The organism is Peribacillus sp. FSL K6-1552, from assembly GCF_038005205.1.
GTDB classification, from domain to species: domain Bacteria; phylum Bacillota; class Bacilli; order Bacillales; family DSM-1321; genus Peribacillus; species Peribacillus butanolivorans.
In genome coordinates this window covers 2,870,269-2,882,338 of sequence record NZ_JBBOST010000001.1, presented here as the reverse complement: position 1 = coordinate 2,882,338, position 12,070 = coordinate 2,870,269, and the positions used below count along the sequence as shown (strand labels likewise).

Here is a 12,070-nt window from a genome sequence, read left to right as displayed (position 1 = left end):
GTTTTTTTTATATGAAAAATGTAGAAGTTCAAACACTGGTATTTTTTTCTGGATTATTATTTACAATAATACCCTTTCTCTTCCTGATGACATTATACAATTTTCCCCATTTATTTTATTTACGATAATAACATTATGTAAACTATATATATTTAATATTTATTCTATTACATTTGATAAAGAGCCTTACACATCTCTTCATCAAATGTAAGTTTCATCCAAGTCACTCAGCGGATATAAAAACTTGCACCGTCAATCATCTCGATTTCCGGGTAAGCTCTTAGTTGATCCATCAATTGGAAAAGTGCACCATCTTTTTGCTTCGCTTCAATCATACAATCTAACTGTGGTAAACTTCCTTTTATTTGTTGTAAAAACTCCATAAACATAACCGGATCAACGTAATCAGCGTGTGCTCTAAATTCTTTTTCCGATCTTGGGCTAGAAATATGCATCTTCGGAGATAGTTTGGAATAATCCCAAGTTTGGAGTATTCGATTCCAATGATCAACCCATTTTTCAGATGCCGAATGGTGCGCAAGGTAATGGTGGTAATCAAAAACCATGGGAATTCCTAGTTTTTCACACAAGTAGAGAGTTTCCGATAAAGTAAATGTAGTATCATCGTTTTCAAGAATCACCATTTTTTGAATTGACTCAGGTATAAACCCCCAATTATGTATAAACTGCTCTAGCGCCTGTTCATGTTCACCATAACCACCACCGACATGAAGAACACAACGATGCTCAGGGTCCAATCCCATTTTTTTTAATAATGTATAATGCATTCTTAATGTTTTTAGAGAAGTCTTCAGTATATCGATATTCGAACTATTTAAAATGACGAAATGATCTGGATGAAAATCAATTCTTATAGCTGGCTGATTAGTAAGGTAGGTTTTAATTTTTTCAAGTTCTTCTGAAACTGGTTCTAGGTAGTCCCATTCTGGAATTTCTGGGTGATTGACAAGGGGAATGAGTTTAGATGAAAGCCTAAAAAATTGGATATCATAAGCTGCGTTATGGATTAGTAATCGCCAGCAATTATTAAGATTAGAAACTGAAATGCGTTCAAGTTTTCTTATGGCTGCCTCCCTATCCTTAATTTTCGAAAACTGGGAAAAAGTCATGGTTTGGGATGGTGAGCAGTTTGGCACATGAGTACTCATGGCCACATAACCAAGGCGGATTAAAGTCAAATGGATAACCCCCTTATATTTTAGTTGTTTTTGTCAGTATTCCCTTATTTATCTTTAATATGAATAATAATAAAGAGCCTCATAATTTGAACTGCCCCCCAATTGTTAGACAGCATCTAACAATTGGGGGGCAGTTTTTTTGACTAAATATACGATAGACGAAAAATCACATGCAGTTTTAGAGTACTTCGAAGGAAAAAAAACCTATAAATCCATTGCCCTCGTTACCAAGATGCTAGATAAAGCCTTTGACCGCTTGGAATCGAAAGATTCACCCATTCTTCATTCAGATTAGGGCTGGCATTACCAGATGAAACAATATTCGCATGATTTAAAAAGACATAACATTACACAAAGCATGTCCCACAATAGAAATTGTATCGATAATGCGGTCATTGAAAACTTTTCTTTGGCCTATTAAAATTAGAGTTACTCTATCTTCAAGAATTTGAAAGCATGGAGCATTTCAACCAAGAACTAGAAGAAGAATATATCCATTACTACAGTCTCAAACGAATCAAGGTAATATTAAAAGGCATGAGCCGGGTAGATTACCGGGTTCATGCCTTCAAGGCTGACCTATTAAATAAAGTGTCTAACTTTTTGGGTTCACTTCATTTCAGGCTCTTTTTCATTTATTTACTCGCTTGTAACTATTTAATTTGGAAATTCATGAACTTAAACCTCAGGGGTAGGTGTTGGTTTTGCATATCCACTCTTATATTTTTCATCCACTTTAGTACGGATATCTTTAATTGACATCCCATCCCTTAAATCTAAAATGGATTGAGCTGCTATTTCTAGACAAACTCCACATCTAGTACCATGATCGTCCCAAACCACTTCACCACTTTTTTTATTTTCATGGATAAAACAATCGTAATTGTTTTTATGGTTAGCTTCTTCGCCACAACCACAGTAACATGGTATATTTTCTAATAGTTCCTGATTTTGAGCAACCGCTAAATAGATAGTTTTCATTTCTTCTGGTTTTCCAGATAGAAATTCAGGTGCTATTTCCTTACTGCTAGTCTCTTCTTGTAGATCTCCTGAAACAGTATGGGCTGAATGGCCTTCATGACTAGTTTCTTTATCCACAACACTTTTTTCTTCATTCGAACAACCGGAAAGTAGTAAAGATGAACAGATACCAATTATGGCCATTAATTTAAAATTCATTTGTACACTCCTTGAATATTATAGTTACTCCCATTTTATGGGGTGGAATGTATTTCTACAAGTTATTTCACAAAAAGTACATTATTAAATGATGTTTTCATGAAAAGATATTTTTAAATTATTCAAGTAATGTAAGAAAGGCATTCATTAAAGGACCCTTCCATATTAATTTATTCTCATTTGTTTCTTCTTTGATAGTGTCAGTGGAATGGTTATGAGCGAATTTCCGGTTAAAATCCAAAACCAGCTAGAGTTACTTATCCCAAATAACTCAGAGCCATTTTGCTTCCCAATCGATAGTTAAAATTTCAGTGACTTGTACATCCTGACAAGCCTCTACACAACGGCCGCAAAGGGTGCATTGGTCCGAATCATAACGGAAAATGGATTTAAATTATCCACTACATACGGTTTTTTATCAAATGGAACACTTTGATGATTTACTTTTATTTCATGAACAGTATTATGTATTTCACATCCCCCATTATTGTAATCACAAACCGTACAGTACAGTTCATGGTTATACAGTATCTTGAACATTGCGATAACCTATGCTTCTTTGACATCAGGTGCAACTGTATCAATTACATCCCCATCTTTGATTTCGGTAGAACACGATCTCACAAGCGCTCCATTAACATTCACGAGACATGACATGTATCATGTCTAAATCGGGCCTAAGTTTGAATGGTAACATACATTCGGAACTTCAATCGAACTATTTGTTAGCATATGTAAAATTGTTTAAATTACCGTTCAGGATGGCCTCAGCCTCATTAATAATTATATGAACTTTCTCAGGCAAAATAATCTTTCCTCACTAAAAAAACGAGAAAATTTATTCATTCAATATTTTCTACCCTGGCAAATTTTCCTTAAACTTAATTAATGATGAGAGATTATATTTCAACATTATTAGCTATTTCACTATTCCATTTTTTAGTAAACATTTCGATGGAAAGCTAAAAAAACAAATTCGAAGTGAGTGATAACCTATCATTCACTTCGAATCACTATTTTACAAATTACTTCTCAACACATATGAACTTAAAGGGGAAACGGTTATATGACTCCCCTGAATCCTTTCAATTTCTTCAAGACCCGCCAGCTGACCATTCGCTAAAACAGACCAATCTCCATGAAATGGAAGTGTAATATTTACAGCTTCCCAGTTTGCATTATGAATAACAACAATCGTTGAATGTTCTGTCATTAGAGAAAATGCAATCACATTCGCAGGAGCTTCAAGGAATGTTAAATGCTGCTCGATTTCTTCAGCTGTCCTTAACCTGAAAGCGGAAATATTATTTCGAAGCGAAATTAGTCCTTTTAAATATTCTACTTCATTATCAAATTCCGCTCTCCTTTTCCAATCCAATCGGTTAACCCAGTCAGATGATTGATAGCTATTTTCATCCCCATCCTTTGTTCGCATAAATTCTTGTCCAGCATGGATCATTGGAATTCCCTGTGACAGTAATACCACTGAAGAACCGAGTTTGTGCATCTGTTTGCGTTCTTGCTCAGTCGCATCTGGATTGGTAATTATAAGCTTATCCCACAATGTATAATTATCATGAGCTTCGACATAGTTGATGACCTGGGCTGGGTTTTGATAGGTTGCTATATGATCATCGTATTTCAATCCACCAGCAATCCCTTTTTTAATGATATCTTCCATCCCTGGTTTGCCATTGATAAAGCCTTTATCATGTTCATTCATCACAAAGCCTTTTAACCCATCCCGGATAGCGTCATTAAAATGGGCTATACCAGGCATTTTATAAGCATTCTTTTGATTCGCTTTCTGATCCTGAGACAATGGGGTATTCATATCCCACCCTTCTCCTAAAACAATAATAGTCGGATCAATTTCACAAACAGCTTTTTTCACTTCATTCATCGTTTCCACATCATGAATCCCCATTAAATCAAAACGGAAGCCGTCGAGTTTAAACTCTTTCGCCCAATAGATCACAGATTCAACGATAAATTTACGCATCATTTTATGTTCGGACGCTGTATCGTTTCCTACACCGGTACCATTGGATAGTGTGCCGTCCTCGTTAAAGCGAAAAAAATAGTTAGGTACAAGTTTGTTAAAGCTAGAATCATCCACCGAATATACGTGATTGTAAACTACATCCATAATTACACGTAATCCCTTATCATGTAATGCTTGGATCATCTGCTTCGCCTCACGAATTCTGAGCTTTGGTTGAAAGGGGTCAGTCGAATAAGACCCTTCTGGTGCATTATAATTCTTTGGGTCGTATCCCCAATTATATTGAGGTTCATTTAATTTCAATTCATTGACAGTAGCAAAATCAAAAATGGGGATAAATTGTACATGAGTCACACCCATATCCTTAATATGATCGAGACCAGTTTTAACTCCTTCAGGACCCTTGGTACCCATTTCGGTTACTCCTAAAAATTTCCCTTTATTTTGAATTCCACTTTCAGGATGGATCGATAAATCCCTGATATGAATTTCATAGATAATTGCATCCTCAGGGCTATTCAGCGCAGGTTTATCATTTGTCCACTTTTCTGGGTTGGTGTCTGCTAAATCTATTACAACACCTCTATTCCCATTTACCGTCACTGCCCGGACATAGGGATCCACAGCTTCATTCCATACATCGCCCACTTTCACTTTATATGTATAAATCAACCCATCCTGATCACCGGATATTTCAACAATCCACGTTCCCTTCTCCGAACGCTGCATATCAATTTCTATTCCATCTGTATCATCCCAACGTTTATAAGTAACGAGCTTAGCTTCAGATGAAGTGGGAGCCCATAACCGGAAGGAAGTTTTATCTTTTAAATAGGAATTTCCTAAGTCTTTTCCTTCATAGTAATAAAGATTATCCAGTTCTTCAGGATTTTGAGTATTTGCAATGGGTAGGACATCCGACTTATTATCGAAATCTTTATCATTAGGTGTTTGATTGGTATTTTCCTCTTCAAAATAAGAAAGTGAATCTTTAATAGGTCATTCCTCCAATGAAATTCCTATTTCAAAACAGGAATTTATTTCATATATTTTTATTATTTCCTTTTTATGAAGGGTTGCTATCAAAAATCAGTGTGATATTTTCAATATGATTCTAACGCCCTAGGGTCTCAGGGATATGTTAATAAACTTGATGTATTCATTTATCAATAATACGTATTATCACCCGAAATAAGTTCAGGAATAATTGAGAATCTCGATGTCCATTTTTTATAGTTTAGTTTATCTAAGTTGTTCCAAAAATCATAAACCTGTACTACTTTTACATAAAATTCTACGTCTGTGTAGAATATACCTCTCTTTGTCTTTTAAATAGTCATATTGAAATTCTATACCTTAAAAAGTGATAAAAAAAAATGCCTCCATAACAGTTTTACGGTCTTGGAGGCATTTCTAGTACTCTTTATGGTGTTTTGATTATTTTAACCTGATTATCTTCAACAACTGCCATGAAGTTTTTCACTTTAGGCTGATCAAAGATATAGTCAGTAATGCCATCTTCTAGCTGTTCTTGAAGAACACGGCGGAGCGGTCTTGCCCCGAATGATGGATGATAACCTAACTCGATCAGTTTTTGTTTTGCTTCATCTGTTACGACCAACGATATGTCTTGAGAAGTAAGTGTTTTGTCAAGATCCTGAATCATAATATCAACAATTTGCAAAAGGTCTTCCTTCTTCAGTGCTGAGAATTCAATGATGCTGTCAAATCGGTTCAGGAATTCCGGTTTGAAAAAACTGCCTAATGATTGTAGGATAGAAGCTTCATCTACGGCTGTACTTGTACCGAATCCCATTACTTTTTGTTTTTCCCCGACTCCAGCATTAGATGTCATGATAATGACGGTATCTTTAAAGGTAACAGTACGTCCCTGGCTATCAGTTAACCGGCCATCTTCTAGAATTTGTAAGAACATGTGCATCACATCTGGATGTGCTTTTTCAATCTCATCCAATAAGATAATACTGTAAGGCTTACGACGAACTTTTTCAGTTAATTGGCCTGCTTCCTCATGTCCTACGTATCCAGGAGGAGAACCAATTAATTTGGAAACACTATGTTTCTCCATGAATTCACTCATATCAAGGCGAATCATGGCTTCTTTATCACCAAACAATTCCAAAGCAAGGGTTTTCGCTAATTCAGTTTTCCCAACTCCTGTCGGACCAACGAATAGGAAAGAACCAGTGGGACGGTTTTTGGACTTCAAACCGGCACGACTCCTTCGGACGGCCTTCGCAACCTTTCTGACTGCTTCTTCCTGCCCAATTACTTTTTTCATTAGCTCCTCTTGAAGATGAAGCATTCTTTCCTGCTCATCTTCTTGCAGCTTGCCTACAGGGATTCCAGTTTTTTGTTCGATAATCTTTTGGATATCTTCGACAGTGACGTTTGGTTTAACTGAATTTACTCCAGCTTGCAATGATTTTTCCAGTTTTTCTTCTTCATCCCGAAGTACAGCTGCTTTTTCATAGTCTTCTTCATTTAGGGCCTGCTCTTTTTCCTTATAGATATTTGCAAGACGTTCTTTCATAACCTCTTCCTGTCCATCTTCAATGGTCAAGTTTAATTTAGAACCTGCCTCGTCCATTAAGTCGATTGCTTTGTCAGGTAGAAAACGGTCTTGAATGTAGCGGTTTGAAAGTTCAACAGCTGCTTTCAGCGCTTCCTTGCTATATGTGACCCCATGATACGCTTCATAACTGTCTTTTAAACCTTGCAAAATAACCAATGCTTCATCTGTTGTAGGCTCATTAACCTGAACGGGTTGAAAGCGGCGTTCAAGTGCTCCGTCTTTTTCAATTTTCCGATATTCAGACAAAGTGGTCGCTCCCACCAGCTGAAGTTCACCTCGTGCAAGTGCGGGTTTTAAGATATTCCCAGCATCCATCGATCCTTCGGCTGAACCAGCACCGACAATTTGGTGAATTTCATCAATGAATAAAATGACATTCTTTCTTTCCTGCAATTCACTGATTAATTGCTTCATTCGTTCTTCGAATTGTCCCCGGATTCCAGTGTTTGTAACAAGTGAAGCGATATCAAGCATATACACCAGCTTATTACGCAATTTAACAGGAACTGCACCTTCAACAATGGCTAGAGCAAGTCCTTCAGCAATCGCTGTTTTACCTACGCCAGGTTCACCTATTAATACTGGATTATTTTTATTACGTCTATTTAGAACTTCAATCACTCTTTTTATTTCTTCATTCCTGCCGATAACCGGATCAATTAGGCCGGCTTTAGCAGCATCTGTCAGATTCTGCCCGTACTCTTCTAATAATCCTCTTCCGCCGCTTTGTTGAGCAGGTTCCGGTTGAGGGATTTTACTATTATTAAAGGGATTGAATAAATTGTGGGATCCATTAAATTGGAAGTTCCCTAAATCTTTTCCTCCCATAGCTGCACCAAGTTTATTTCTTTCTTCTTTATAACAAGTGGAGCACAGCATAACATCATGCTCCTGACCATTCATATTTAGATGTACTTGAATATTAGCTTGGTTTACATGGCATTTTTCACAAAGCATGTAGTACTCCTCCTTAAAGTTTGTTTTTATGAATCAACTTTGACCTTCTTTGACTTTCTGACTTTATTATACATTGACCTTCTTTGACTTTCAATAATTTTGACTGGAAATTCTTTTGGATTGTTTTCTCAAATTTTTTCTATTAATAACAGCCATATCGGTAATCCATAATAGCCCTATTTCTATAGAAATAGGGCTTCATCCAAATTATCTGTATTTCATCTTCAGAAGTTGGTTGCAATTTCCTTATAAAGATATGATAAATATATCGGAGTACAAGTATATTAGTTAATTGTGAAAATAAAAAATTCAAACAACATTATTTTGATTTTGATGTAAAACATCAAGATTTAGCATCTATTGAGATTATCTTGAGTTTTTGCATCAGAACCGATTTTCTTATAATTTTTTCCCCATTAATCATAATTTTTTTCTCATATTGTATTTATGATTAAAAACCAATACTCTTCAATTAAGCCAAACTCTGGCTAACATCTCGTAGACTACTATCACAATTTCTAGGATCACGCTTTTGCTCTACAGTAATGTACCCATGATAATCGATTTCTTTCAGTAACCTGTTAATGGATTTATAGTCAATGATGCCTTGTCCGATAGGGCACATAACTCCCTTGCCACATGTAACAAAAAAGCGGATACACTCAGTCATTACTTTTTGATAATTATCTAGATTAATATCTTTAAAATGTATATAATCCAGTCTATTTGCACAGTCCCTAAGCCAATGTACGGAGTCCATTTTTGAATAATAAAGTTGTCCTGTGTCCAAGGCAAAGTCCTGCAATTTCATGTGGAATATCCTGCATAAGTTTCTTTATTTCATCTTCAAATTCGATATAGCCACCAGCATGAGGATGAACTACCGATCGTACTCCATATTTTGTCCATGCACGCTCTGCCAATATCCGGATATGAGTCATCATATTGTTCCATCCCTCTGGAGATAAACGTTTTGCATCATCTGGGTGACCAGCTGTGTAATCCCTTTCATCAGTCCCCAATCAATTAGTACAAGATAAGGCGTTGGAAATTGCTGTCCTTCTTCCTGTATCGAAGGAGGAAGTTTGATAATTAGAGAACAAATGTCATCAACTTGGCGCACTAAGTGTTCCAAATTCGATTCTGCTACCCAATTATCAAAATATCTACGTAATTCATTAGAACGACTCCCTTTTTGTTATTTGGATAATCCTTTGGTTAATAATTCCACAGCTTTTGTAATGGAAATACTACCGTAATCCTCTGCGAATTCTATGATCTTTTCCATGTCGCTTTTGGTAAATTGCGTCCCTACACGTTCACTTCTGTTTTGTTTAATTTTCTTCATCTGATATTCTCCTTTTTGTGCTTATATAGTATCTATACATACTGAGTGTAAAAGTCAGTAGAAGTTACACACTTTTTTTAAATTATTTCACTCCGTCATTATATTGAAAAAAATTAAAAAGTAAGGACGATTAACCATATATGAATAAATTTATTTTTTATAAAGGTTGCTAGCTACAATTTGGTGAATTAGTATTAAAGTATCAGAATTTTTAGTATATTAGGAGGAGTTACTATGAAACCAATAATGACTATGGACTTACAATTGTTAGCAGATGTTCTTAAGGAGAATAATTGTACAAGTTTAATTAGTGCGATTGCCGAAAAGGATTTTCAGGTTGCTCAAATGCTCGATGTATTAATAATTGAGGATAAATGGGGGGATGACATTTGACTAAGCTCAGAATCCTTTTAACCATTCCAATTTTGCTATATGGAATTTTCATATTTGTTGTCATTCAAAACGATAAGAATATTCCACTTTATTTGCACCTTCTATTGGCAATCTACTTGATGTTGTTTGTACATTATGAAGAAAAAAGCGGAGCTTGAGGAACTACGTATCAAGTACCGCCTGTACGAATATTAGTCATTGGAAAGTAGGAGAAGCCATGGAAAAGCCAAATAGTTTACAAGAAATATATAACGCTAACCGACCGGAGAATAATGAACTCTTTCGAGCGATACAACAGCATCTTCAATTGAAACATCCAGACAAACGAATGACAGCCACGAGAACTTTACAATATATTGTGGCTGACAGTGTTTCATCTGGAGAGCTGCGTAATGTTGAAAGTCGGATTTTATATAGTTGAAATCCTAAGGTCATTTGAAATGACCTTAGAAAATTACATAACACAGGAGGTATGCTACCAATTAAAAATTTTCTAATATTAGCTGGCTACATTTTCACCGTCATGACCATGATATTCGGTTATGGAGTAATGTTCTTGAGCAGTGCTTTCTTGGACACAACCCCGCATACGAATCCTAAATCAACTGAAGTTGACCATGGCGTTGGGAAGGTCCAAAAGATGAATATCAAAAAATTAAAATTGCGGAGGAACAAAAATATGATTATGAATGGTATAAACCAATTGAAGGTGAATATGAATATTAAAAGGACCCCCGCTTAATAAGCGGAGTCCTTTTTTTAAGCAAGTAAAACCGTTCCATTTGTTGAAATGAAGTAAATGGAAGGAAGTGATAATATGAATGCTCAAGATGAATTTAAAAATTTGGATGTTGGCAAATTAAGCCCGCAAGACATACAAATGGCCACAGTTTTAACTTTAGTGAATTTATTGAAAAAAAAGGGTATTCTTACAGGTGAAGAGTATGCCGAAAAACTCAGAAATATAGTGAACGAAATGAAAATTGAAAAGGATAATGAATAAATGAAAACAGACATCCTTTCGGGGATGTTTTTTTATTTCTTCACTAAACCGCCCTGGTTGACGTGCTTCACTAGATAATGAAAATTGCGTGTAATCGCCGTCTAAGACCCATTCGTCAACAACTTGCACGTGAATGAATCGGGCGTCCCACAACGGGGCGTCTTTTTTTGTTTTCATTATTGAAATATTAGTTATAACTTAGTGAGTTTCTATTCGTTTTCATAGGAAAGTTCCGTTAATGAATTTCTGTGGCTAGCGAGGATTTTTTTAATCCCTCGGTTTTCTTCATCTCTTTATAGTCGCAAATAAATAGCCACATGCTTAATGTTTTCGTTTGTAATCATTGGTACAACAACACTCCTCGGATTTCAAGTGTCAATTATACCTCAGTTGTCCCCAGTTACTTAACTCGTACATTGAGAGAAATCTGAGGATGGATATACGCCAGTTCCCATGACGGACTGTAACTGCTATATGTATGTATTTTAAATAATCTCCGTACTTAACAATTTTCGTAGGAATAACTTAGAGCTTCCCTTCTTTTATTTCCATTTATATCCTTTTAAGATACCTTTCTTACCATTCTACCTTACTTTTATCACTAATTTACAGGTTGACGGTTATATTTTATATTCTAACAAGGTATATGTTGAAATTAGTAATAAGCATAAATGTTAATATCTTTTCTCTGCAACACGATTTTTCAGGGAATAGTAACGACTATAGAAAATTAATTAGAAATAAATTGAATTCCATTCTTTTAGGAACACTACTATTAAAAACAGGAGGATAATATATATGACACCTCGAAATGTACCGGCAAACAAAGATAATGAAGAGAATGAAAATAAGGTCCCACCATTAGTTAAGGAAAATGAAATAGTTCAACTCAACCGATTGTTAGGTGCCGTCATGAAGTATTTATCCGATGATGAACAAGAAGAAATTGACATTGAATATCTACTAGAAAACACGGACGGATTACGAGACTGGTGGAATAAATATAGGGAGCTTGATCGAAAAAGGATTGAAGAAGAAATAAAAAAATCTCTAGGTGATCTATCCTTAGAAGAACTTGAAACAATCCGTGAACAAATACGAAATAAAGAAAACTAAGAAAAATCTTTCTGCTTATGGATTTCCCCAATTCTGATGCGATTCTTAGTAAAACGCAAAATTCACATTAGCTTATATACTTAGGACCCTTTAGTTTCATCAGACAGTTGAATCGCCCCTAATTAGGGGGAGAATTAACGTTCTTATTTTTAAATTGTGGTTTTACAGCCTGTAGACACCTTTGACTTGATTTTTCCAGGTGAAGTCTGCATGTTTTTTTATATTCACTCTCTAATGTCCTAGTTTATAAATCCGATTAATTTTTTTCAAATCA

Annotated in this window: 13 protein-coding genes and 3 pseudogenes; 7 read left to right on the top strand and 9 right to left on the bottom strand. The window is 35.5% G+C overall.

Translation table 11 applies throughout. From position 1 onward, the window contains the following. Positions 1 to 227: 227 nt before the first annotated feature. Complete coding sequence (gene uvsE, locus NST21_RS13950; RefSeq protein ID WP_340889672.1) at positions 228 to 1,199, bottom strand: UV DNA damage repair endonuclease UvsE; 972 nt, start codon at positions 1,197 to 1,199, stop codon at positions 228 to 230. A 217-nt stretch (positions 1,200 to 1,416) separates the two neighbouring features. On the opposite strand from uvsE, the pseudogene NST21_RS13945 reads away from it, so the two are divergent. Continuing rightward, positions 1,417 to 1,775 (top strand): annotated as a pseudogene (locus tag NST21_RS13945) (transposase); the annotation flags it as partial. 102 nt (positions 1,776 to 1,877) lie between these two features. Here NST21_RS13945 and NST21_RS13940 read toward each other — a convergent pair. The 8 genes and pseudogenes from NST21_RS13940 to NST21_RS13905 form a co-directional block, all read right to left on the bottom strand. Continuing rightward, positions 1,878 to 2,378, bottom strand: coding sequence for a PCYCGC motif-containing (lipo)protein (locus NST21_RS13940; RefSeq protein ID WP_056519510.1), 501 nt, complete (start codon positions 2,376 to 2,378; stop codon positions 1,878 to 1,880). 280 nt (positions 2,379 to 2,658) lie between these two features. Then, a pseudogene (locus tag NST21_RS13935) lies at positions 2,659 to 3,119 on the bottom strand (2Fe-2S iron-sulfur cluster-binding protein); the annotation flags it as partial. 277 nt (positions 3,120 to 3,396) lie between these two features. Continuing rightward, positions 3,397 to 5,268, bottom strand: a pseudogene (pulA, locus tag NST21_RS13930) (type I pullulanase); the annotation flags it as partial. A gap of 538 nt (positions 5,269 to 5,806) precedes the next feature. After that, complete coding sequence (locus NST21_RS13925) at positions 5,807 to 7,936, bottom strand: ATP-dependent Clp protease ATP-binding subunit (protein ID WP_340889669.1); 2,130 nt, start codon at positions 7,934 to 7,936, stop codon at positions 5,807 to 5,809. Positions 7,937 to 8,408: 472 nt separating this feature from the next. Then, positions 8,409 to 8,696, bottom strand: a complete 288-nt coding sequence (locus NST21_RS13920; protein ID WP_340892553.1) for a sugar phosphate isomerase/epimerase family protein — start codon at positions 8,694 to 8,696, stop codon at positions 8,409 to 8,411. Further along, complete coding sequence (locus NST21_RS13915) at positions 8,674 to 8,880, bottom strand: hypothetical protein (RefSeq protein ID WP_340889667.1); 207 nt, start codon at positions 8,878 to 8,880, stop codon at positions 8,674 to 8,676. Before NST21_RS13915 ends, NST21_RS13920 begins: the two co-directional genes overlap by 23 nt. After that, positions 8,877 to 9,071, bottom strand: a complete 195-nt coding sequence (locus NST21_RS13910) for a hypothetical protein (RefSeq protein WP_340889665.1) — start codon at positions 9,069 to 9,071, stop codon at positions 8,877 to 8,879. The genes NST21_RS13915 and NST21_RS13910 overlap by 4 nt, the downstream gene beginning before the upstream one ends. Before the next feature lie 63 nt (positions 9,072 to 9,134). After that, positions 9,135 to 9,284 carry a hypothetical protein gene (locus NST21_RS13905; RefSeq protein ID WP_157444317.1) on the bottom strand — a complete coding sequence of 50 codons (150 nt, stop codon included), beginning with the start codon at positions 9,282 to 9,284 and terminating at the stop codon, positions 9,135 to 9,137. Positions 9,285 to 9,518: 234 nt separating this feature from the next. On the opposite strand from NST21_RS13905, the gene NST21_RS13900 reads away from it, so the two are divergent. From NST21_RS13900 to NST21_RS13875, 6 genes are all read left to right on the top strand, one after another. Beyond that, the gene (locus NST21_RS13900; protein ID WP_157443762.1) at positions 9,519 to 9,677 is read left to right on the top strand and encodes a hypothetical protein; all 159 of its coding nucleotides are present in this window, start codon (positions 9,519 to 9,521) and stop codon (positions 9,675 to 9,677) included. Next, complete coding sequence (locus NST21_RS13895) at positions 9,674 to 9,835, top strand: hypothetical protein (protein ID WP_340889662.1); 162 nt, start codon at positions 9,674 to 9,676, stop codon at positions 9,833 to 9,835. Before NST21_RS13900 ends, NST21_RS13895 begins: the two co-directional genes overlap by 4 nt. A gap of 59 nt (positions 9,836 to 9,894) precedes the next feature. Then, positions 9,895 to 10,098: a hypothetical protein gene (locus tag NST21_RS13890; protein WP_056519503.1), complete on the top strand. Its 204-nt coding sequence runs from the start codon at positions 9,895 to 9,897 to the stop codon at positions 10,096 to 10,098. Between the two features lie 51 nt (positions 10,099 to 10,149). After that, positions 10,150 to 10,419 (top strand): hypothetical protein, encoded by a 270-nt coding sequence (locus tag NST21_RS13885; protein WP_340889661.1) that lies wholly within the window; start codon positions 10,150 to 10,152, stop codon positions 10,417 to 10,419. Positions 10,420 to 10,494: 75 nt separating this feature from the next. Continuing rightward, complete coding sequence (locus NST21_RS13880; protein ID WP_056519497.1) at positions 10,495 to 10,680, top strand: hypothetical protein; 186 nt, start codon at positions 10,495 to 10,497, stop codon at positions 10,678 to 10,680. Between the two features lie 798 nt (positions 10,681 to 11,478). Further along, positions 11,479 to 11,796 carry a hypothetical protein gene (locus NST21_RS13875; RefSeq protein WP_340889659.1) on the top strand — a complete coding sequence of 106 codons (318 nt, stop codon included), beginning with the start codon at positions 11,479 to 11,481 and terminating at the stop codon, positions 11,794 to 11,796. Positions 11,797 to 12,070: the final 274 nt, after the last annotated feature.

What these genes read in the sequence shown, in the direction of transcription:
- NST21_RS13940 (WP_056519510.1), bottom strand. Translation starts at nt 2,378, where the DNA reads ATGAATTTTAAATTAATGGCCATAATTGGTATCTGTTCATCTTTACTA.
- NST21_RS13925 (WP_340889669.1), bottom strand. Translation starts at nt 7,936, where the DNA reads ATGCTTTGTGAAAAATGCCATGTAAACCAAGCTAATATTCAAGTACAT.
- NST21_RS13920 (WP_340892553.1), bottom strand. Translation starts at nt 8,696, where the DNA reads ATGGACTCCGTACATTGGCTTAGGGACTGTGCAAATAGACTGGATTAT.
- NST21_RS13915 (WP_340889667.1), bottom strand. Translation starts at nt 8,880, where the DNA reads ATGATGACTCATATCCGGATATTGGCAGAGCGTGCATGGACAAAATAT.
- NST21_RS13905 (WP_157444317.1), bottom strand. Translation starts at nt 9,284, where the DNA reads ATGAAGAAAATTAAACAAAACAGAAGTGAACGTGTAGGGACGCAATTT.
- NST21_RS13900 (WP_157443762.1), top strand. Translation starts at nt 9,519, where the DNA reads ATGAAACCAATAATGACTATGGACTTACAATTGTTAGCAGATGTTCTT.
- NST21_RS13890 (WP_056519503.1), top strand. Translation starts at nt 9,895, where the DNA reads ATGGAAAAGCCAAATAGTTTACAAGAAATATATAACGCTAACCGACCG.
- NST21_RS13885 (WP_340889661.1), top strand. Translation starts at nt 10,150, where the DNA reads ATGCTACCAATTAAAAATTTTCTAATATTAGCTGGCTACATTTTCACC.
- NST21_RS13880 (WP_056519497.1), top strand. Translation starts at nt 10,495, where the DNA reads ATGAATGCTCAAGATGAATTTAAAAATTTGGATGTTGGCAAATTAAGC.
- NST21_RS13875 (WP_340889659.1), top strand. Translation starts at nt 11,479, where the DNA reads ATGACACCTCGAAATGTACCGGCAAACAAAGATAATGAAGAGAATGAA.